Origin of the sequence: Mesorhizobium sp. M1006, assembly GCF_040318825.1 — a bacterium.
Lineage (GTDB): Bacteria > Pseudomonadota > Alphaproteobacteria > Rhizobiales > Rhizobiaceae > Mesorhizobium.
The window spans coordinates 152,202-171,659 of sequence record NZ_JAMYMZ010000007.1; the positions used below are offsets into that span (position 1 = coordinate 152,202).

Consider the following 19,458-nt stretch of genomic DNA (forward strand, 5'->3'; position numbering starts at 1 on the left):
CGGAGCGTCCGCCCACGCTCCACAGCTCTCACAACGCCTGAAGCGCCCAGTTGTTCACAAGGTCAGTTGTTCAAAAGGGCGGCGCGGGCTATTCGACGACCTCGTCCGTCCAGACCTTGAAGCCAGCCAGCGCGCCCGGCCCGAAAATGTGGGTCAGCGGCACATCGGCGGCATCGCGTCCGGAGGCAATCAGGATGCGGCCGATGCGCGGCGCGTTGTTGCGCGGGTCGAACGCGTGCCAGCGGCCGCCGAGATAGACTTCCATCCAGGCGGCGAAATCCATGTCCGACCACGGCTTTGGCAGGCCGATATCACTGATATAGCCGGTGCAGTAGCGGGTCGGAATGTTCAGGGCGCGGCAGAAGGCGACAGCGAGATGAGCGAAGTCGCGGCATACACCACTCTGCTCGCGATAGGCCTCGGCGGCGGTGCGCGTCGGCCGCGCATTGAAATAGTTGAAGACGATGTGGTTATGGACGAAGTCGCAGACCGCCTGGACGCGCGGAATGCCGAGCGGGGTGCTGCCGAACAGCCGCCACGCTTCATTCGACAGCACGTCGCTCTCGCAATAGCGGCTGGGCAGCAGGAACAGCAGCGTCTCCGACGGCAGATCGCGGACCTCGTGCTGCCACGCCGTCAGCTCGCGCGTCTCGAAGGAGCCGGGGTCGCGGATCACCGCGTCCGTGCCGAACGCAAAGCGCCCGGCCGGCGCAACGAAACGGTTGCACCAATTGCCGAAACTGTCGCGGTAGCTCTCGATCGGCACCGGCGGGTTCGACGTCAGGAAGTCCGGCCGCTCAAGATCGGATGCGCGCGAATAATGGACATTTAGCATCGCGATCAGCGGTGTTTCCTGCGGGAAGTCGAAGCTCATCTGGCAACCGATGTGGATCCGCATTGTCGTCCTGACCGGCCTGCCTGATCATCAGCTGGCGAAACGCGAGGGCTGATGCTGCAGTGCGAAGAAGACCATGGCACGGACCGCTGCGGTTTACGAGGGAATTAGAAACCGGTTGACAGCCCATCGGCCAGGCGACTGCACGGCAGCGGCCTCTTGCAGTCGAGCGTTTTCTCTTGTTTCACTTCGCCAGATATCAACTGGAGGAACGAATCATGGCTAAGGGTGCGATGAAGGCAGGCAAGGAGGCCCGCAAGCCGAAGAAGGACGCGAAGAAACCGGCTCCGGCGCCGGCCCTGAAGGCACCGCCAGTGAAGGCGATGAAGCTGAAGGACAAGTAGAGCCGCAGCTACCGGCTTATTTCGACCGGCCGCAAACGCGGCCGGTATGATTGTTCATTAAGCTCACGCGCATCCCCTTGGATGCGGCGAAGGCAATTTTTGCGCTTTTCAAGAAATCGGCCGAAAGCCATCGAAACGGAGCGTTCCGATGTCGTCGGTTTTCCTGTTCCTCGCCGGCCTGTTCGAGATCGGCTGGGCGATCGGCCTCAAATACACCGACGGATTCTCGAAGCCGCTGCCAACCGTCCTGACGGTTGCCTCGATGATCGTCAGCCTGACCTTGCTCAGCCTGGCGCTGAAGGCGTTGCCGGTCGGCACCGCTTACGCGGTGTGGACCGGCGTCGGCACCGTCGGCACGGCGCTGTTGGGGATATGGCAGCTCGGCGACCCAGCGACGGCGATCAGGCTGGCCTGCATCGCGCTAATCGTCTGCGGCATCATGGGACTGAAGCTCGCGGCTTAGCCGATTCTGACAGACGAACGCGTTCGGGGCCGCTGCAAGGCGGCCCCTGATTCTTGAATTCGGCTGATCAGTGCCGGAAGGCGCTATCGCGCGGAGAAGCCGGGCGGCGTCCTGCCGGTGCGCTGCTTGCGCGCGGCATAGCGCGCATCACGCTTGGCCTTGCGTTCGGCCTCGTCGGCAAGAAAACGGGCGATGCGCTCGTTCTCTTCAGCTTCCCGGATCTTCGCTTCGGCCTGTGCGGCTTCTTCCGCAGCGATGCGTGCCGCTTCGGCAGCTGCCTCGCGCTCGGCCTTTTCGACCGCTTCGCGCGCCAGCTTTTCCTGCCTCAGCCTGGCCTTTTCGGCCTCGCGTATAGCGCGGGCCTCGAGGATCGCCTTGCGCTCGGCCTGTCGTGCCAGCACCGCTGGATCATCTGCCGCCGGCTTTGCCTTGAAGCGCTCCAGAAGCGCCTTCTTTGCCTCGTTTGCGGCATTGCGCCGCTCGAAAACGTCTTTTTCCCTATAGATAGCCAAGTCCACTTCCCTGAAGTCAATTTGCGAGGCTTACATACGCGTGAAAACCGAGAGTTCAAGCGCCAAAACGGTATGCCAGCCATGAAATTCTGATCTGTTGCAGCCGGGAGACGCCATTTCGATTGAATTCGGCTGAAAGGCACCCGCACTGTTCACCATCCAGGCATCTGGCGGGGCGGCGGACTGATCGCTACGTGTAGCGCCAAGACAAAACGCTGAGATGACACACTATGGAACTCGGTCTCTACACCTTCGCCGACGTCAGCCCGGAACCAGGTCCCGGTGCGATCGGTGCGCATGAGCGGTTGCGCAACCTGATCGAGGAGATCGAGCTCGCCGACCAGGTCGGGCTGGACGTCTTTGGTCTCGGCGAGCACCACCGTCCCGACTATGCTGCCTCGGCTCCGGTGGTGGCGCTGGCGGTGGCGGCCGAACGGACCAAGCGCATAAGGCTGACCAGCGCTGTCACCGTGCTGTCGTCCGACGATCCGGTGCGCGTCTTCCAGCAGTTTGCCACCCTCGATCTTCTGTCCGGCGGCCGTGCCGAGATCATGGCCGGGCGCGGCTCGTTCATCGAGTCCTTTCCGCTGTTCGGCTACAATCTCGAAGATTATGACGAGCTCTTCGCCGAAAAGCTCGACCTGCTGCTCGCCATCCGCGATCATGTCAAGGTGACCTGGTCGGGCAGTCTGCGCGCGCCGATCAACGACCGCGGCGTCTATCCGCGGCCCTTGCAGGACAAATTGCCGATCTGGATCGCCGTCGGTGGAACACCGCAATCCGTCGCCCGCGCGGGCGTGCTCGGGTTGCCGCTGGCACTGGCGATCATCGGTGGCGAGCCGGCGCGGTTCGCACCGCTGTTCGACATCTACAGGGATGCAGCCAGGCGCGCCGGCAACGATCCGGCAAGCCTTGCCACCAGTCTCAACGTGCACGGCTTCATTGCCGACAGCACGGACCAGGCAGCCGACGATTTTTACGGGCCGCAGGCCGAGGTGATGAACCGCATCGGCCGCGAGCGCGGCTGGGGGCCGACATCGCGGGCGCATTTCGACCAATCGCGCGGCCCAAACGGCGCGCTGTTCGTCGGCAATCCAGAACAGGTGGCCGAGAAGATCGTTGCCCAGCACAGGATATTCGGCAACGACCGCTTCCTGCTGCAAATGGCGATCGGCACCATGCCGCACGCCAAGGTGATGAAGGCCATCGAACTCTACGGCACCAAAGTGGCGCCGATCGTGCGCCGGGAAACTGCGAAGGCCGTTCCCGCCGTGGCGGCGCCGGTTGCCTGATTCCCAGTCACCTGATTCATTGGCAAGGCCGCGAGGCGGCCTTGCCGGTGACGCCGGCTAACGGAACCTTGAAGCGACAGAGGCGTTTTCGCCAACGGTCTGCACCAATCGCGGTGTGCCGCCGAGGGTCAGAATGAAAGCCGAACCCGACGCTTCGGGCGCAAGCGCTGCCGAAAGCCCGGATCCGCGCGTCGAGGCGCGGGCGGATGCGCATCTGATGCGTTCGCTGCTCGTCGGCATCTTCATCCTCATGGCGATCTACGCGCTTTACTTCGCCCGCGCCTTCTTCATGCCGGTCATTCTGGCTTTCCTGCTGGCGCTGACGCTGACGCCGATCGTTCGCCTCCTGCGCAAGCATGGCATGCCCGATGTCATTTCAGCGACACTGCTGGTGCTGCTTTCGTTCTGCCTCGTCGCCGTCGCGGGATATCTGCTCAGCGGCCCGGTCATCGATCTCATCAACAACACCTCGACGATCGGCCAGCAGCTTACCGAACGTCTGGCACAACTGCGCCGTCCGTTCGAAAGGATCGTGGAGGTTTCGCGTCAGATAGAGGGACTGACGCAGACATCCCAGGAGCCGGGCGTTCAGAGGGTGGCGATGGCGCCATCCGGTATTCTCTCGCAGGCCGCCGGCAATGTACTGTCGGCCGGCACCAGCGTCACCATCGTCTTCGTCCTGTCGCTGTTCCTGCTCGCCTCCGGCACGATGTTCTATGAAAAGATCGTCCAATCCTTCCCCAGTCTCAGCGAAAAGAAGCGGGCACTGCGTGTCGTCTACGACGTCGAACGTGAAATCTCGCACTATCTGCTTACCGTCACGATCATCAATACATGTCTCGGCGTGGTCATCGGGCTCGGCCTGTGGGCACTCGGCGTGCCAAACGCGCAGGTCTGGGGCGCGGCAGCGGCTCTGCTCAATTTCCTGCCCTATATCGGAGCGTTAATCACCATCACGCTGGTCACGATCATTGCGCTGATAAGCTTCGACACGATTTCCTACGCGCTGCTGGCGCCGGCCTTCGTCGTTCTATGCTACATCGTCGAAGGCCAGTTCGTGACGCCGACGGTGGTCGGCCGCCGTCTCGAAATCAACGCAGTGGCGATCCTCATCGCCATCGCCTTCTGGTCGTGGCTATGGGGTTTTGTCGGCGCGCTGCTGGCGGTGCCGCTGCTGGTCGTCATCAAGGTGTTCTGCGATCATTTCGACGGTCTCAGCCATGTCGGCAATTTCCTGGCGGCGCAACACACGGCAGCGATCGAGGACGAAGAGATTTCCGAGGTGAACAAGTAGCGGCTTAAAGGGTCAAAAGCGTCCCCCCGATGGTGCAGATCACGACCTTGCATCGGTCGCACGTCCGTTGTGCCCTCAGCGCTCCATCAACATTTTGAATTTGCCGCCTCGGCAACGGCTTCCTACATCCCTTCGGCCACAGGAAACCCGCGCCGATGACCGTTCTTTCCGTTCTCGACCTGTCGCCGATCGTCGAAGGCAGCAACGCTTCACAGTCACTCGCCAATTCGCTCGATCTCGCCCGTCATGCCGAGCGGCTGGGTTACCGGCGCTATTGGCTGGCAGAGCACCACAATATGCCGGGCATCGCCAGCGCTGCCACCTCGGTGGTCATTGCCCATGTGGCCGGCGGCACCGATACGATACGCGTCGGCGCCGGCGGCGTCATGCTGCCCAATCATTCCCCGCTGGTCATCGCCGAGCAGTTCGGTACGCTCAACGCTCTGCATCCTGGCCGCATCGATCTCGGCCTCGGCCGGGCGCCCGGCACCGACATGGCCACGGCACGGGCGCTGCGCCGTAACCTCGACGCTGGCGCCGACAATTTCCCGCAGGACGTCGTCGAGCTGATGGGTTACTTGCAGCCGGCCGAAGACGGCCAACGCATCCGCGCGGTGCCCGGCGAAGGCGAAAAGGTGCCGATCTGGATTCTCGGTTCCAGCCTCTACGGCGCGCAGCTTGCCGCCATGCTCGGCCTGCCCTACGCTTTCGCTTCGCATTTTGCGCCGGCCGAGCTCGACCATGCTCTGGAGATCTACCGCTCGCGTTTCCAGCCTTCGGAGCAGCTCGACAAGCCTTATGTGATGCTCGGCCTCAACGTCTTCGCCGCTCCTTCCGATGCCGAGGCGCGGCTGCTGTTCACCTCGCTGCAGCAGGCCTTCGTCAATCTGCGCACCGGCCGGCCCGGCCGATTGCCGCCGCCGGTCGAAGGATATGAGCGCGACCTCGATCCAATGGCCAAGACCATGCTCGGCCAAGCGCTTTCCTGCGCCGTCGTCGGCTCTCCCGAAACAGTCAGGCAAGGCATCGAGGCGTTTGTGCGCCGGACAGGCGCCGACGAGTTGATGGTCACAGCGCAGATTTTCGACCATGCGGCGCGGGTGCGCTCGTTCGAGATCCTGGCCGACGCCCACAAATCGCTGTCGGAAGCTGCCTGAGAGTTGGTTCGCCACTTGCCACTGTTGCGGGCAAGGCCGGCCTTAGGCAGGGAACATCGCGAACAGGTGTGCGAAAACATAGCGAACATTTCGCGCGTTTTGCGCGGAGGTTTTCGATCCGTCATGCTCGTCCGTTAGCGGGAAACGCGGCGTCCACTAAATAACGATCACCTTGGTGCCGATTGTGGCGCGGTCATAGAGATCGATGATGTCCTGGTTCATGAGGCGAATGCAGCCCGCCGACACAGCTTTGCCGATGGACCACCATTCAGGGCTACCGTGCAGGCGATATCCAGTGTCACCTTTCTCGTTAAAAAGATAGAGCGCCCGCGCCCCGAGCGGGTTCATGAGTCCGCCCTCCATATGGGCCGGTATGATGCGGCCTCGCTTCTGCTCGCGCACGATCATCGCAGACGGCGCGCTCCAATCCGGCCATTCGCGCTTCCTCGCAACGTGAGCAGTGCCATGCCACTCGAAGCCCGCCTTGCCGACGCCGATTCCGTAGCGCAGCGCCTGACCGTCTCCCAACACGTAGTAGAGGAACTTCGCTCCTGTATCGACAATGATGGTGCCCGGCGCCTCTTCAGTCGCATAAGGCACTGTCTGCCGATGGAACTTTTGGTCAACCTTGTAGATCGGAACCGGCGGAACGCGAAAACCGGCGTCGGTGAGGCCGCCATAGGCCTGGGGAAAGGTCTGTAACGCTCCGCCGGTGGTGCAGCCGGAGAATGCGGCCATCCCAGCAAGTACCAGCCCGATTAGGATCGATTTCACGCGCATGACTCAAGCCGGCGCCCGTGTGAACGATCTGTCGCATCTCGTCATATTCCTAATCCGACATGCTTCGATTGCCAAGATTTTCCTGACTGTCGGCTGGCTAATTGTTGGCCACTTGGCCCGATCGGCGCCGCGTCCTTCAATTGCTCGGTTTTTGAACGACGAACCCCCGTAGTGGCTGCGCAGACCTGGGGTCGGCAGGACAGAGGGAGCGCTGTCCGTCCGGCATTGCAAAGTTTCTGAACAGAGCCCACGCGCTACGCGCTGACGCTCTGCGCAGTCGCACCTAGCGGACGGCATGAATTGCGGATCATCAAGCGTCCCTTGAGCGTCAGCTTGCGCGGCGGCGCATCCCTGTTTCCGGCGAGCCGGTCGAGCAGCAGATTGGCCGCCTGTTCGCCGATCGCCTGCACGGGCTGTGCGACCGTGGTCAATTGCGGCCGGAACACATCCGACCACGGAAAATCGTCGAAGCAAGCGACGGAAATATCCTCCGGACAGGACAGGCCGATATCGCGAATGGCCTTCATGGTGCCGATCACCATCGGGTTGTTGGCCGAAAAGATGGCGCTCGGCCGGTCGTGCAGCGAAAGCAGCTGCATGGTGGCGTTGTAGCCATCGACTTCGTGGAAGTTGCCGAAGCGGACGAGCTCGGGTTCGGCCGGCAGGCCGGCGGCCTGGAGGGCCTCGCGGTATCCCGCCATGCGGTCATGCATCGGCGAGATATCGAACGAGCCGGAGATGTAGCCGATGCGCCGATGGCCGAGATCGATCAGATAAGTGATGGCGTCGAACACCGCGCGCTGATTGTCGAGAACGACGGCATCGGTGTCGACACCCTGGCAAACACGGTCGAGCAGCACGACCGGCACATTGGCGTCGTCGACAATCCGTTTGAGGATCGCGCCGTCACCGACACGCGCGACGATCAGTCCGTCGACCATGCGGTCGAGCAGCAGCCTGATCTGGTCGTCCTGCGTGTTCAGGTGCTCGTCGGTGCAGCACAGCATGACGGCGTAGCCGGCCCTGTCGAAAGCCTGCTGGATGACCGAAACCACGTCGGTAAAGAACGGATTGGTGATGTGTGGGACGGTGAGCCCGATGGTGCGTGTGGTGCCCATCTTGAGGCTGCGGGCGATAGCGTTGCGCTTATAACCGATGTCGCGGATCGCCTGTTCGATCCGCTGGCTGAGCTCGGGGCTGACGGTCGCGGTGCCATTGATCAGCGCCGATACGGTGGCCACGGAAACACGCGCGGCCTCGGCCACATGAAGCATAGTCGGGGCAGTGAATTTGCGCTGCTTTTTTCGTCCTGACGCTGTCATTTTCGAAACGTTTCACCACTCCACGGTAGCAATACGTACGGAATCTTATGATTTTGCGCAAGAATTGAAATGGAACAATCTCAGGCTCCAGATATTACCTTGACATGATCGAAACGTTTAGATTAGCGTTTGAGGTGTTCGGTGACGACGGAGGGAGGCCGTCCTTATCATGCAGCACGGCAATTCCATCCCTGCGCAAGGCGTTGTGGCGGACGGCTCGGCGATCGTGCTGAGCGCCGAGCACATCTCCAAGTCCTTCGGCGGTATCGCCGCGCTTGTCGATGTCGGCTTCGAACTGCGGCGCGGCGAGGTCCATGCGCTGATGGGCGAGAACGGCGCCGGCAAGTCGACGCTGATGAAGATCCTGTCCGGCGTCTATACGGACTATAACGGAACGGTCAGTATCGATGGCCATCCGGTGCGCTTTGCCGGCGTCCGCGAAGCCGAGCGCGCCGGCATCGCCATCATCCACCAGGAGCTGAACCTCGTTCCCGAACTTAGCGTCGCCGACAATATCTTTCTCGGCCGCGAGAAGCTGATCGCCGGGCTGATCGTCGACCGCAAGGCGAGCAGCCGCGCTGCCGGCGCGCTCTTGCAAAGGCTCGGCATCGAGCTCGACCCGGATGCGCGCGTCGGTGCCTTGCGCGTCGGCGAACAGCAGCTGGTCGAGATCGCCAAGGCGCTGTCGATGTCGGCGCGCATTCTGATCATGGACGAGCCGACCTCGGCGCTTTCGCCGGCCGAATGCCAGCGGCTGTTCCGCATCATCCGCCAGCTCGCCGACAGCGGCGTGGCGATCGTCTACATTTCGCACCGCATCGACGAGGTCATGCATCTGGCCAGCCGCGTCACCGTGTTTCGCGATGGACGCCACGTCCTGACGCGGGTGATGGACAAGCTCGACGAAGACGCCATAATTTCGGCGATGGTCGGGCGAAACCTGCTTGCTTCCTCCCAGGAGCACCGCATCCCCGGTGGCAACACGGTCCTGTCCGTAAGCGAGCTGTCGTTGTCGAAGCCCAATCGCCATGGTTGGCGCACCGTGCTCGACGGCGTCAGCTTCGATCTTGCCGCAGGAGAAATCCTCGGTATCGGCGGGCTGCTGGGCTCGGGCCGTACCGAAATCCTGGAAACCATCTTCGGGTCCAGCGGCGGACGTGCCGGCGGTGAGATCAGGCTCGATGGCGAGGCAGTAGAAATCCGTTCGCCGCGCGATGCGCGCCGGCTCGGCATCGCCCTGGTCACGGAAGACCGCAAGACGCAAGGCCTGCATCTCGAGGCCTCGATCACCGACAATGTCGCGCTGCCGCTGGTCGGCGCGCTGGCGCGGTTCGGCGTGCGCTCGCTGGCCGGTGAGCAAGGGCTGGCACGGGACGCCGTCAAGGCGCTCGGCATTCGCTGCGAGACCGTCGAGCAGCCGGCCGGCACGCTGTCCGGCGGCAACCAGCAGAAGGTCGTCATCGGCAAATGGCTAGCGACGAGGCCGCGGGTGCTGCTGCTCGACGAGCCGACACGCGGCATCGATGTCGGTGCCAAGCGGGAAATCTACGATCTCATCTTCAAGCTGGCGCGAGACGGGCTGGCGATCGCCGTCATCAGCTCGGAATTGCCGGAACTGCTGCATCTTTCCGACCGTATCTTGGTCATGGCCGACGGCCGCCAGACGGGAATCCTGTCCCGCGCGCAAGCCAGCGAGGAGGCCATCATGCGGCTTGCGGCGCCGCGACGGACGATGACGAGGCCTGCCGCATGAGCATTTTGCATATCCTGTCCCGGACGAAGCTCTATTGGGGCCTGATCGCCATCTTCCTGATCGGCGTGCTCGGCTCGCCGATCAGCTCCAAGGGCAACAACATCTTCCTGTCCTACGGCAACCTGCTCGACGTGCTGCGCCAGGTGTCGACCACCGGGCTGATTGCCACCGGCATGACTGCGGTGATCATCACCGGCGGTATCGACCTTTCCGTCGGCTCGCTGATGGCTATCTGCACGGTCGTCTGTGCCATGCTGCTGACGGTCCCCGGCGTGACGCCGGCGGTGGTGCTGGGGGTGCCGACAGTTGCCCTGGCAGCCCTTTGCCTCGGCATTCTCGTCACTCGTTTCATCCTGCTGAACATCGAAAAATCCCGCGCCGGCGCGCAGGCCACGCACGACATCAGGTTGGACAGCGTTCGCGGGCTGGTGACACCCGGCATTGTCGGGGTGATCCTGTGCAGTCTGGTGCTGTGGTTCCTGCTGCCGCAGGTGGGCTCAAAATTCGGCGTGCTCGGCGTGCTGCTGGTGGCGCCTTGCGTCGGCCTGCTGTTCGGCGCGCTCAACGGCTTCATCATCGTCGCCGGGCGGCTGCAGCCCTTCATCGTGACGCTGGCGATGATGGTCACTGCGCTCGGCATCGCCCGGCTGACAGCCGGCCAGAACAATGCGGTGCTGCCGGTCTACACCGGCTCGAATGCCACCGCCGATTTCGAAATGCTGCGCTCGCTGGTATTCGGCGTGATCCCGATGCCGGGCCTGTTCTTCCTCGGCGCCATCCTGACCTACGGCGCCGTGCTGCGGTTCACGCCGTTTGGCCGCTATGTCTATGCGATCGGCGGCAATGAGGAGGCGGCGCGACTGTCGGGCATCGCCGCCGGCCGCGTCAAGATTGCCACCTATGCCGTGTCAGGGCTGCTGGCCGGCATCGCGGCGGTGCTCTATGTCGCGCAATACCGGCAAGGCAAGCCTGATGCCGGCGCCGGGCTGGAGCTCGACGCGATCGCCGCCGTGGTCATCGGCGGCACCAGCCTGATGGGCGGACGCGGCAGCCTCACCGGGACGTTCTGCGGCGTGCTGATCTTCGGGCTGCTCTCCAACATCCTGCAGCTGCACAACATCAATTCGAACCTTCAGCTGGTGCTGAAGGGGATGATCATCATCGGTACCGTGCTCGTACAGGAGCGCAATGCCGGTGATCTTCTCTTCTATCTGCGACTGCCCGGCGGGCAAGCGCACAAGGAAACGGCCGCGGCAAAGCGGCCGTCGCAAGAGACCGCGTCTCTGAATATTGGAGGAAACAAGAAATGAAACGACGTGAATTGTTGAAGCTCGCCGGGCTGACAGCGGCACTCCTGACCACGACCGCCATGCTTGCCGGCGGCGCCCATGCGCAGGACAAGAAGTGGAAGATCGGCTTCTCGCAGGTGACGACCATCGAACCCTGGCGCGCCCAGTTCAACAAGGACATCCTGGCCGAAGCGGCCAAGCATCCGGAAGTCGAGCTGATCATCACCGACGGCGAGGACAAGACCGAGAAGCAGGTCGCCGATGTCGAAAACCTTATCCGTCAGGAGGTCGATGCGCTCTTGGTATCACCGAAAGAATCCGCCGGCCTGACCGGTGTCGTGCAGCAGGCGATCGATGCCAAGATCCCGGTCTTCGTGCTCGACCGCAACGTCGAAACCAACGACTACACGCAGTTCGTCGGCGGCGACAACAAGCTGATCGGCCGGGCTGCCGGTGAATATGCCGTCGAGCTGCTTGGCGGCAAGGGCAAGGCCGCCGGCAACGTTGTCGAGATCTGGGGCGGCATGGGCACCCAGCCGGCACACGACCGCCATGACGGTTTCCATGAATTCACCGACAAGGAGCCGGGCATAAAATACCTGCTCGACCAGCAGTCGGGCGACTGGAAGCAGGACCAGGCCTACAACATCATGGCGACGGCGTTGCGCAACAACGAGAAAATCGATCTTGTCTACGGCCACAATGATCCGATGGCCTATGGCGCCTATCTTGCCGCCAAGGACGTCGGACGTGAGAAGGACATCAAGTTCATCGGCATCGACGGCCTGCCCAATGAAGGCGTGCAGCTGGTCGCCAATGGCGAGCTGACGGCGACGTTCACTTATGTGACGCCGGGCGCCGAAGGGCTGCGGCAGGCGATCAAGTTCCTGAACGGGGAGAAAGTGGAAAAGACCATCACCCTGCCGACGGAGAAGATCACCAAGGAAAATGCCGCCCAGATCCTGAAGGACAACGGCCTCTGAGACGAGGCTTTCCTGCCGGGCGTTCAGCGCCCGGCAGGAACAACAACCAAGCGCCGGCAGGCAGCAGATTAAGCCAGCTTGGCCAGCAGCTTCATGAAAATGGCCGCTTCCTTGGCAGAAAGCGGCGCCAGCGTTTCCTGCGTAATCTCACGGGCAAGCGGGATCAGCCGCTCGATCGCGTCGCGCCCCTCAGCGGTCAGATTGACCAGCAGGCGCCGTTTGTCGACTTCGTGTTTGCTAAGTTCGACAAAGCCACGCGCTCTCAGCCGGTCGATGACGCCCTTCACGGTCGCCGCATCCATGGCGATCAGGCTGCCAAGCTGGTTCTGCGAGGTCTCGCCGACGTCGCGCAATTTGGCCAAAGCGGCAAATTGCGGCGGCGTCAGATCGGCGATGTGTGCGGCGAAGATCGAGACATGGCGCTGATGCGCCTTGCGCAGGATGAAGCCGACCTGCTCCTGCAAGCGATAGTCGTTTTCGTCAGGCTCCTCGGCCTCGACCAGCTTGAGCCGATTGTCCTCGGCGCTCACCGCAGCCCATCCCATGCCTTAATTTCCTTGGCCGCCAGCCCACCCATGCGGTCGTGCACGCGCGGGCCGCAGGTCATGGCGAGGCAAAACAGGATCTCGTCGGGACGGGGGCCATCGCTGATGCCGATTTCCATGGCATCGAAATGGCTGCGCACATAGGCGGCGTTGATGTGGCCGAGCGGCACATCGAGCCGCGCGCCGAAGCCGCCGACCTTCTTTGCCGAGGGCACGATCGCCTTGGCGTCGCCGAGCCGTTCGCGCATGGCATAGCCGCCCGGCACATGCCACAGCGCGCCATGCTCCAGCTCGCCCGCCATGCCGACGATGGCGCCCTTGCCGTAACCGTCGATCTGTTTGACGTCGCCGCCCAATGCGGCAACAAGCCTGTCGGAGAGCAGCAGCCCGAGCGGCTTCAAATCCTCCATGGCGCTCTGCAGTTCCTCGACGTAATGGCCGGCGAACGGGTTCTTGACCACAGCCATGGCCGCCGCGCGGCGCCGCGGCACCTTCGCCACCGGCCCGCCTTCGTGAAAAATCTCTTCGGTCAGCACGGCGATCTTGCGGATCGGAAACTCAGGCATGAGCAATTTCCCTCTCTAAAACTTTATTGGCGAGCGCCATCGGACCTGCGATGCGCGCCTGACCGCCGAGGAAAAGTGCCGCGGCGGCAATCAGGCCGCGCCGCCGAAACTCCTCGGCAACGGCAAATCCGCCTTCCAGCGCGATAGCGATTTCAGCGGCGGAAAGCAGCCCCACGCCCTGCGTCACCAAACGGTCGCCGAGGTCGCTGTCAGGTGCGAGATCGCGCGCCCGTACGCGCCTAACGGCCGGATGACCGGGCAGGTCGACGGCGTTGGCGATCAAGGTCGCGGCGGCATCGGCTTCAGCACCCGTTCGCGCCAGCACCGTGACCGCGTCGGCGATGCCCAGCGAAAAGGAGCGGCCGCGCCAGCCGCTTGTCGCGACACCGCGGATCCCGTCTTCGGGGCGGATCGTGAGACGATCTGCCAACCCATGACCTGTCCCGGCAATGGCAAGCATCATCGACTGCCCGTGGCCGAGATAGATCGCGCTGTCGCCGCCATTATTGACATAGGCGCGCTCGAGCCGGCGGCCGGCAAGCAGCGCGCCAAGCACTTCGTCGGCTACCGAGCCGGCGACGGCCGCCATCGGCGTGATGAATTGTTTCGCTAGCGGAACGACCGCCACTTCCATGCGGCGCGCCGTCGGGCCAACGAAAGCACGTGGCCGCGAGGCGGCCGGGCGCCGCAGTTCGGGCAACTCTTCGACCAGTTCAACCAGGATTGTCTGGAAGCGCGCCACTGCCTGGCGATATGCGGCGCTGCATTCACTCGCCTCGCCGAATGCCTCGACGATCAGATCGATCGGCCCATGATTGAGGTGAAGCCTCCGGCCGTCCTCGAGCCAATGCGCCTGCGGGCCGTTCATCGCCCGGCCCCGTTTGCGGTCGCGCGACGCAACTGCGCCAGCGGCGGCCAGGGATTGTCACGGGGTGCGGCCGTGCCGCGGCGCGGATTGAGATATTCGCCGCCCTTGGCCAGGATATCGTCGACGCTGCGGATTTCGCCTTCGTAGCCGCCAAGCCTGACATAATCGTCGCGGCGCATGGTGAACTCGATCGGCGCCACCAGCGCCGGCGTCGGCACATAGCCGAAGGCGCCTTCCGGGACGCGGGTGACGTCGACCATCAGCGTGATGCCGCCGCCCGGCCAGACATAGACCGGCGCGCCGCCGACCGTCACGTAGGTCGTCAAGCCCTGCACCGAGCGGGTCAGATTGACCGGGTTCTCGGTGACGCCGGCGCGCAGCGAGCCGCCGGCGCCGCCGACGAAAAGCACGGTGCAGAGCGCCGGCTCGCAATTGTCCTCGATCAGTTCGACCGACTTCCGCAGCCGCTCCGGGAACGGTTTCTGGACCGGCTTCAATTCGTCGTCGAGCTCGTAATAGGCGAATTGCTCACCAGTGGTCGAGACCATCAGCAGCGACATGCCGGGGCGCGCACCCTTTTTGGCGTTCCATTCACCAAGGATCGACAGCGGGTCGGAAATGCTGGTGCCGCCCCAGCCGAGGCCGGGCTCCGACACCTTGAAATAACGGCCCGGCGTCGAACGGCGGCCGATGATCTTGATGCCGGTATCCTGCCAGCCAAGCACCTTGCCGGCCTGATGCTCGGAGACGACGCCGGTGATGTGGTCATCGACCACCACCACCTCGTCGACAAGGCCGCGCCATTGGGTCGCGAACATGCCTATGGTAGCCGAACCGCAGCCGACGCGCATGCGCTGCTCGAGCTTGCCGTCGATGACCGGCGGCTTGCCGGCTTCGACGATGACGGTGGCGCCGCCGTCGATGACGAGTTCAACCGGTTTGCGGTTGCACAGGGCGAGCATGGCGTCGCAGGTGGCGCGCCCTTCAGCCTTCGAGCCGCCGGTCAGATGATGTACGCCGCCCAGCGACAGCATCTGCGAGCCGTATTCGCCGGTCGTGACATGGCCGATCGCCTCGCCTTGGGCACGGACCGTAGCCGTTTCGGGGCCGATATGACGGTCGGTGTCGATCTTCACCTTGACGCCGCAATACGAGAAGATGCCCTCGGTGACGACGGTGACCAGATCGACGCCCTCGACCTCCTGGCTGACGATGAAGGGCGCCGGCTTGTAATCGGGATAGGTGGTGCCGGCGCCGATGGCGGTGACGAAGCGGCGGCCGGTGTTGACCAGTTCGCCGTCCCATGCCTCGCCTTCTTCGGCAAAGGGTACGATTGCGGCGCCGGTCTCGGCCGCGTGGTCGAGGATGGTCAGTGGATCCATCCGCACGATCCTGCCGCCAACATTGCCGTAGCGGTCGCAGGCGCCGGTGCGGCCATCGGCGATGTAGCACATGACTGGACAGGCATCGCAGCGGATCTTCTCGGCCACCAGCTTCTCGCCGGGATCGTGGGTCTCGAAGCGTTCGGCAAGCTCGCTCATCGGCGCGCCTCCTTGTCGAGGATGGCGGCGCGGATGCGGGTCGGCGTCGCCGGAATTTTGGTGACCAGCACACCGGTGGCGTGGCGGATGGCGTTGAGGATCGCCGGCGCCGTCGGGATCAGCACATGCTCGCCCAAACCCTTGGCGCCGAAGGGTCCTTCCGGATCCGGAACTTCTATCAGGATGGTCTCGATCGGTGGCACGTCGCCGATCGTCGGGATCAGATAGTCGTGCAGGTTTTCGGTGCGCCCGGGGATGAATTCCTCCATCAGCGCCATGCCGATGCCCTGGGCGATGCCACCCTCGATCTGGCCCTCTGCCAGTAAAGGGTTGATGGCCTTGCCGACATCGTGAGCGGCGGTGATTTTTATAAGCTTCACGGTGCCGAGCCTGAGGTCGACCTCCAGTTCGGCGATCTGCGCGCCATAGCCATAGACGGCATAAGGCTTGCCCTGGCCCTTGGCATCGAGCGGCAGCGTCGGCGGGTCGTAGCTTTCCTCGGCGCGAAAGACAAAGCCTTCGGGGTCTGCCTTCAGCGAGGAAAGATCGACGCGGCGGGTCGCTTCGCCTTCCCTGATGCTCAGGCTTGTGCCGTCCAGCGCAATCGCCGCCTTTTCCGAGACATTGGCGAAACGCAAGATCTCCTCGCGCAAGGCGCGGCCGGCCTTTTCGGCGGCCTTGCCGGTGACGAAGGTCTGGCGCGAGGCCGAGGTCTTGCCGGCGTCGGGGGTGATCGCCGTGTCGGCGCCTTTCAGCAGGAATTTTTCGAGCGGAAGACCCAACGCATCGGCGCAGATCTGCGCGATGACAGTGTTCGAGCCTTGCCCGATATCGACCGCACCCTGATGCAGGACGACTGCGCCCGATGCCGAGATGCCGACCTTGATGGTCGACGGATTGGGCAGCGAGGTGTTGCCGCAGCCGTACCAGCAAGAAGCGATGCCGACGCCGCGTTTTTTGATGCTGCTACCGGCATTGAACGCTTCGGCATCGCGAACGGCACGCTGCCAATGTGAACGGAGGGCCTCGAGGCAGTCGGCGATGCCGACGCCCGACTCGAGCCGCTGGCCGGTGACTGTTTCGGATCCGTTCCGAAGGCAGTTCTTCAGGCGAAAGGCGAGCCGATCCATGCCGAGCTTGTCGGCTAGGTCGTCATAGAGGGTCTCCTGCATGATCGTCGCCTGCGGCACGCCGAAACCGCGAAAGGCGCCGGCAATCGGGCCGTTGGTGTGGATGGCGCGGCCTTCGGCGCGATAGTTCGGCGTCGCATAGGGGCCGGAGGCGTGCACCGGCACGCGGTTGGCGACCGTCGGCCCCCAGCTGGCATAGGCGCCGGTGTTGAAATCGCCGGCGAAGACCATGCCGGTGACACGGCCGTCGGCATCGGCGCCGATGCTCGCTCTCATCAGAGCCGGATGGCGCTTGGTGGTCGAGATCATCGATTCGGTGCGGCTGTAGGCGAGCGCCGCCGGCCGGCCGGTTTTCATGGCGACGAGGCCGATGAGCGGTTGCAGCGAGACGTCGAGCTTGGAGCCGAAGCCGCCGCCGGTGGCGGTCGGCACGATGCGCACCTGTTCCGGGGCAAGGCCGAGCACTTTTGCCGTGTCGTCGCGGTCCATATAGGGCGCCTGCGTGCAGGCGACGACGACCAGCGTGTCGCCGTCCATGAAGGCATAGCCGGCTTCCGGTTCAATATAGGCGTGCTCGACATAGGAAGTGTCGATGGCGCCGGAAACGACGAAAGCCGCACCGGCGAGCGCGGCTTCGGGGTCGCCACGCTCGACGAAGCCGGAGGTGAGCAGGTTCGAGGGCCGGTTTTCATGGACCAGTTGCGCGCCGCCGGCCTGCGCTTCGCCAGTTTCCAGAAAATGCGGCAACTCGGTCCAACTGACAGGCAAATCGGCAAGGTCGAGATCGAGGATAGCCTCGCGTTCGCCGGCAACCAGGGCCACCGCCTCACCGCGAAAGCGCGAAACCCCTTCGGCCAGCGCCGGCTGGTCGGCGAAGGGCGCGATGACGCCGAAACAATTCTTTCCCGGAATGTCAGCGGCGGTGAAGACGCCGGCAATGCCGGGACGGGATTTCACCCAACTGCCGAGGTCGCCAAAAGTGAAAGCGGCATGATAATGCGGCGAGCGGACCACCAGCACCGACAATGCGTCGGCCGGGAAAGAATCACCGCCGAATTTTTCGTCGCCGGTGACTTTCGGCAGGCCATCGAGGCGGATCGGGGAGGAGCCGACGGCATGGCCAGAGGATGGCATGTGCTGATCGAGGCCGTCGGCGTGGCGCCAAGCATCCATCACCGCGGCGACGATCTTGCGGTAGCCGGTACAGCGGCAGAGCACGCCGCCCAGCGCATCATGCGTTTCGGCCTCGCTCGGGCAAGGCGTCCTGTCCAGGAGTGCCGTTGCGGCGACCAGCAGGCCGGGCGTGCAGGCGCCGCATTGCGCTGCGCCATGGCTGAGAAACGAGGCCTGCAGCCCCGACAGCCGGCCATTGGCGAGGCCTTCGACGGTCGTCACCACGGTGCCGGAGGCGGAAGCCGCGGGAATCAGGCAGGCGCAGACCGGCTCGCCGTCGACCAGCACCGTGCAGGCGCCGCAGTCGCCGGCATCACAGCCGATCTTGGTGCCAGTCAGCCGCAACTCGTCGCGCAGCACCGCGGACAGCCGCCGCACCGGCGGCACACAAACGCTGACGGCGGCGCCGTTGACTTCGAAGGCGATGTCGGCGCGCTCCATGCCCATCAGGCCGCCGCCCTTTCGCCGGGAACAGCGCCCATCGCACCAAGCACGGCGCGGGCGACGATCTCGCGCGCAGCGTCCAGCCGATATTCGGCGCTGCCGCGCACGTCGCCGATCGGCGACAGCTCGTCCATCGGTGCGGATTGGATCGCAGTGGCCAGCGCTTGGCCGACGGGCCGGCCGCGTAGCGCCGCCTCGACACCCGCCAGGCGCCTGGCGACAACCGAGCAGGAACCGACGGCGACGGCCGCGTTCCTGACCATTCCATCTTCGACGGCCAGGCGTGCGGCGGCCATGGCGATGGAGATGACGAGATACCGCCGCGCGCCGAGTTTCACGAAGGCGGAGCTGCCGGCGGTCGCGGGTTTGGGAATGCGGATTGCCGTGACCATTTCGCCGGGCTGCAGTGCGGTGCGACGGTTGCCGAGGATGAACTCTGCAAGGGGCAGATGCCGGGTCGCCACAGCGGAACGCAGTTCGACTTCGGCATCGAGCACCAGCAGCGCCGGCACGCCATCGGCGGCCGGCGAGGCGTTGCAGAGATTGCCGGCAATCGAGGCAACGTTCTGGATCTGCACCGAGCCGACTTCCCGCGCCGCCTGCTTCAGCGCGTCGAAAGCCGCCGGCAGAGGATGGCGGACGAGATCGGTCCAGGTGGTGCGCGCGCCGACGAGCCAATGGTTTTCGGCTTCGGCAATGCCGCGCAATGCCACCAGCCCATTGATATCGAGGACATTGTCGCGGAAAGGCTTGCTGCCCTGTGCCGGATAGAAGTCGGTGCCGCCGGCGAGGATGCGCCATTGCCCTTCGCCCAGCAAAGCGAGGGCGTCGTCGACCGTGGTGGGTTTTGCGTAACGGATCACGCTTTGCCTTCCCAGAATGGGCTTCCCGAGAGGGGATCCTGCCGAAAGATTTTCCCGAGCATTCAAGGCAGGAAATTCATTCGTGTGCAAATGATATCAAGCCGGCAGGAATTGTCAAAGCCAGAGTTTGCACGACTGTTGGCACCGGTGCATCCGGAATGCATTTGTTATGCCATGAGAGGTTGACGCAGCCGGCCATCTGGTCAAGTTTCTGCGTCCGGTCGCGTTTTTATTGGAGCCTAAG

General features: G+C 63.8%; 18 protein-coding genes. 8 read left to right on the forward strand and 10 right to left on the reverse strand.

What is annotated here, in order from left to right:
- Nucleotides 1-88: 88 nt before the first annotated feature.
- Nucleotides 89-898 (reverse strand): transglutaminase-like domain-containing protein, encoded by an 810-nt coding sequence (locus NKH60_RS09260; protein ID WP_352501143.1) that lies wholly within the window; start codon nucleotides 896-898, stop codon nucleotides 89-91.
- A 215-nt stretch (nucleotides 899-1,113) separates the two neighbouring features.
- Here NKH60_RS09260 and NKH60_RS09265 point away from each other — a divergent pair, with 215 nt between their 5' ends.
- Entirely contained in the window at nucleotides 1,114-1,239 is a 126-nt protein-coding gene (locus NKH60_RS09265; RefSeq protein WP_013528464.1) for a hypothetical protein, read from the forward strand.
- 148 nt (nucleotides 1,240-1,387) lie between these two features.
- A complete protein-coding gene (gene sugE, locus NKH60_RS09270; RefSeq protein WP_352472361.1) occupies nucleotides 1,388-1,702 on the forward strand; it encodes a quaternary ammonium compound efflux SMR transporter SugE in 315 nt (104 codons plus the stop codon).
- 83 nt (nucleotides 1,703-1,785) lie between these two features.
- Here sugE and NKH60_RS09275 read toward each other — a convergent pair whose 3' ends face one another.
- Nucleotides 1,786-2,214, reverse strand: a complete 429-nt coding sequence (locus tag NKH60_RS09275) for a DUF6481 family protein (protein WP_352835761.1) — start codon at nucleotides 2,212-2,214, stop codon at nucleotides 1,786-1,788.
- A gap of 230 nt (nucleotides 2,215-2,444) precedes the next feature.
- On the opposite strand from NKH60_RS09275, the gene NKH60_RS09280 reads away from it, so the two are divergent.
- The 3 genes from NKH60_RS09280 (at nucleotide 2,445) to NKH60_RS09290 (ending at nucleotide 5,957) form a co-directional block, all read left to right on the forward strand.
- The gene (locus NKH60_RS09280; protein ID WP_352835764.1) at nucleotides 2,445-3,506 is read left to right on the forward strand and encodes an LLM class flavin-dependent oxidoreductase; all 1,062 of its coding nucleotides are present in this window, start codon (nucleotides 2,445-2,447) and stop codon (nucleotides 3,504-3,506) included.
- Nucleotides 3,507-3,639: 133 nt separating this feature from the next.
- Nucleotides 3,640-4,800, forward strand: a complete 1,161-nt coding sequence (locus NKH60_RS09285) for an AI-2E family transporter (RefSeq protein ID WP_352835767.1) — start codon at nucleotides 3,640-3,642, stop codon at nucleotides 4,798-4,800.
- A 155-nt stretch (nucleotides 4,801-4,955) separates the two neighbouring features.
- Nucleotides 4,956-5,957 carry an LLM class flavin-dependent oxidoreductase gene (locus NKH60_RS09290; RefSeq protein ID WP_352814003.1) on the forward strand — a complete coding sequence of 334 codons (1,002 nt, stop codon included), beginning with the start codon at nucleotides 4,956-4,958 and terminating at the stop codon, nucleotides 5,955-5,957.
- A 156-nt stretch (nucleotides 5,958-6,113) separates the two neighbouring features.
- Here the strand turns inward: NKH60_RS09290 and NKH60_RS09295 are convergent, their stop codons facing one another.
- Complete coding sequence (locus NKH60_RS09295; RefSeq protein WP_352539938.1) at nucleotides 6,114-6,737, reverse strand: L,D-transpeptidase; 624 nt, start codon at nucleotides 6,735-6,737, stop codon at nucleotides 6,114-6,116.
- A gap of 254 nt (nucleotides 6,738-6,991) precedes the next feature.
- A complete protein-coding gene (locus NKH60_RS09300; protein ID WP_254815864.1) occupies nucleotides 6,992-8,011 on the reverse strand; it encodes a LacI family DNA-binding transcriptional regulator in 1,020 nt (339 codons plus the stop codon).
- 217 nt (nucleotides 8,012-8,228) lie between these two features.
- On the opposite strand from NKH60_RS09300, the gene NKH60_RS09305 reads away from it, so the two are divergent.
- Genes NKH60_RS09305 through NKH60_RS09315 form a run of 3 tightly spaced genes read left to right on the forward strand, consistent with a single transcriptional unit; the run spans nucleotide 8,229 to nucleotide 12,084 of the window.
- Nucleotides 8,229-9,812: a sugar ABC transporter ATP-binding protein gene (locus NKH60_RS09305; RefSeq protein WP_352472367.1), complete on the forward strand. Its 1,584-nt coding sequence runs from the start codon at nucleotides 8,229-8,231 to the stop codon at nucleotides 9,810-9,812.
- On the forward strand, nucleotides 9,809-11,122 hold the full coding sequence (locus NKH60_RS09310; protein ID WP_352835773.1) for an ABC transporter permease: 1,314 nt from the start codon (nucleotides 9,809-9,811) through the stop codon (nucleotides 11,120-11,122). Before NKH60_RS09305 ends, NKH60_RS09310 begins: the two co-directional genes overlap by 4 nt.
- Complete coding sequence (locus tag NKH60_RS09315; protein WP_352835774.1) at nucleotides 11,119-12,084, forward strand: substrate-binding domain-containing protein; 966 nt, start codon at nucleotides 11,119-11,121, stop codon at nucleotides 12,082-12,084. Before NKH60_RS09310 ends, NKH60_RS09315 begins: the two co-directional genes overlap by 4 nt.
- Nucleotides 12,085-12,152: 68 nt before the next feature.
- Here NKH60_RS09315 and NKH60_RS09320 read toward each other — a convergent pair whose 3' ends face one another.
- From NKH60_RS09320 to NKH60_RS09345, 6 genes are read right to left on the reverse strand one after another with little or no spacing between them, the layout of a single operon-like run.
- Nucleotides 12,153-12,614, reverse strand: coding sequence for a MarR family winged helix-turn-helix transcriptional regulator (locus NKH60_RS09320; protein ID WP_352506064.1), 462 nt, complete (start codon nucleotides 12,612-12,614; stop codon nucleotides 12,153-12,155).
- On the reverse strand, nucleotides 12,611-13,195 hold the full coding sequence (locus NKH60_RS09325) for an amino acid synthesis family protein (RefSeq protein WP_352506039.1): 585 nt from the start codon (nucleotides 13,193-13,195) through the stop codon (nucleotides 12,611-12,613). Before NKH60_RS09325 ends, NKH60_RS09320 begins: the two co-directional genes overlap by 4 nt.
- Nucleotides 13,188-14,063 carry a UPF0280 family protein gene (locus tag NKH60_RS09330; protein ID WP_352835777.1) on the reverse strand — a complete coding sequence of 292 codons (876 nt, stop codon included), beginning with the start codon at nucleotides 14,061-14,063 and terminating at the stop codon, nucleotides 13,188-13,190. The genes NKH60_RS09325 and NKH60_RS09330 overlap by 8 nt, the downstream gene beginning before the upstream one ends.
- A complete protein-coding gene (locus tag NKH60_RS09335) occupies nucleotides 14,060-15,604 on the reverse strand; it encodes a 6-hydroxynicotinate reductase (RefSeq protein WP_352769453.1) in 1,545 nt (514 codons plus the stop codon). Before NKH60_RS09335 ends, NKH60_RS09330 begins: the two co-directional genes overlap by 4 nt.
- The gene (locus NKH60_RS09340) at nucleotides 15,601-18,354 is read right to left on the reverse strand and encodes a molybdopterin-dependent oxidoreductase (RefSeq protein ID WP_352835780.1); all 2,754 of its coding nucleotides are present in this window, start codon (nucleotides 18,352-18,354) and stop codon (nucleotides 15,601-15,603) included. Before NKH60_RS09340 ends, NKH60_RS09335 begins: the two co-directional genes overlap by 4 nt.
- Nucleotides 18,354-19,214 (reverse strand): FAD binding domain-containing protein, encoded by an 861-nt coding sequence (locus NKH60_RS09345; RefSeq protein ID WP_352835783.1) that lies wholly within the window; start codon nucleotides 19,212-19,214, stop codon nucleotides 18,354-18,356. The genes NKH60_RS09340 and NKH60_RS09345 overlap by 1 nt, the downstream gene beginning before the upstream one ends.
- Between the last annotated feature and the right edge of the window lie 244 nt (nucleotides 19,215-19,458).

Coding starts and splice junctions, on each gene's coding strand:
- NKH60_RS09265 (WP_013528464.1), top strand. CDS start 1,114: ATGGCTAAGGGTGCGATGAAGGCAGGCAAGGAGGCCCGCAAGCCGAAG.
- NKH60_RS09295 (WP_352539938.1), bottom strand. CDS start 6,737: ATGCGCGTGAAATCGATCCTAATCGGGCTGGTACTTGCTGGGATGGCC.
- NKH60_RS09305 (WP_352472367.1), top strand. CDS start 8,229: ATGCAGCACGGCAATTCCATCCCTGCGCAAGGCGTTGTGGCGGACGGC.
- NKH60_RS09315 (WP_352835774.1), top strand. CDS start 11,119: ATGAAACGACGTGAATTGTTGAAGCTCGCCGGGCTGACAGCGGCACTC.
- NKH60_RS09300 (WP_254815864.1), bottom strand. CDS start 8,011: ATGCTTCATGTGGCCGAGGCCGCGCGTGTTTCCGTGGCCACCGTATCG.
- NKH60_RS09280 (WP_352835764.1), top strand. CDS start 2,445: ATGGAACTCGGTCTCTACACCTTCGCCGACGTCAGCCCGGAACCAGGT.
- sugE (WP_352472361.1), top strand. CDS start 1,388: ATGTCGTCGGTTTTCCTGTTCCTCGCCGGCCTGTTCGAGATCGGCTGG.
- NKH60_RS09260 (WP_352501143.1), bottom strand. CDS start 898: ATGCGGATCCACATCGGTTGCCAGATGAGCTTCGACTTCCCGCAGGAA.
- NKH60_RS09340 (WP_352835780.1), bottom strand. CDS start 18,354: ATGGGCATGGAGCGCGCCGACATCGCCTTCGAAGTCAACGGCGCCGCC.
- NKH60_RS09335 (WP_352769453.1), bottom strand. CDS start 15,604: ATGAGCGAGCTTGCCGAACGCTTCGAGACCCACGATCCCGGCGAGAAG.
- NKH60_RS09325 (WP_352506039.1), bottom strand. CDS start 13,195: ATGCCTGAGTTTCCGATCCGCAAGATCGCCGTGCTGACCGAAGAGATT.
- NKH60_RS09330 (WP_352835777.1), bottom strand. CDS start 14,063: ATGAACGGCCCGCAGGCGCATTGGCTCGAGGACGGCCGGAGGCTTCAC.
- NKH60_RS09290 (WP_352814003.1), top strand. CDS start 4,956: ATGACCGTTCTTTCCGTTCTCGACCTGTCGCCGATCGTCGAAGGCAGC.
- NKH60_RS09310 (WP_352835773.1), top strand. CDS start 9,809: ATGAGCATTTTGCATATCCTGTCCCGGACGAAGCTCTATTGGGGCCTG.
- NKH60_RS09285 (WP_352835767.1), top strand. CDS start 3,640: ATGAAAGCCGAACCCGACGCTTCGGGCGCAAGCGCTGCCGAAAGCCCG.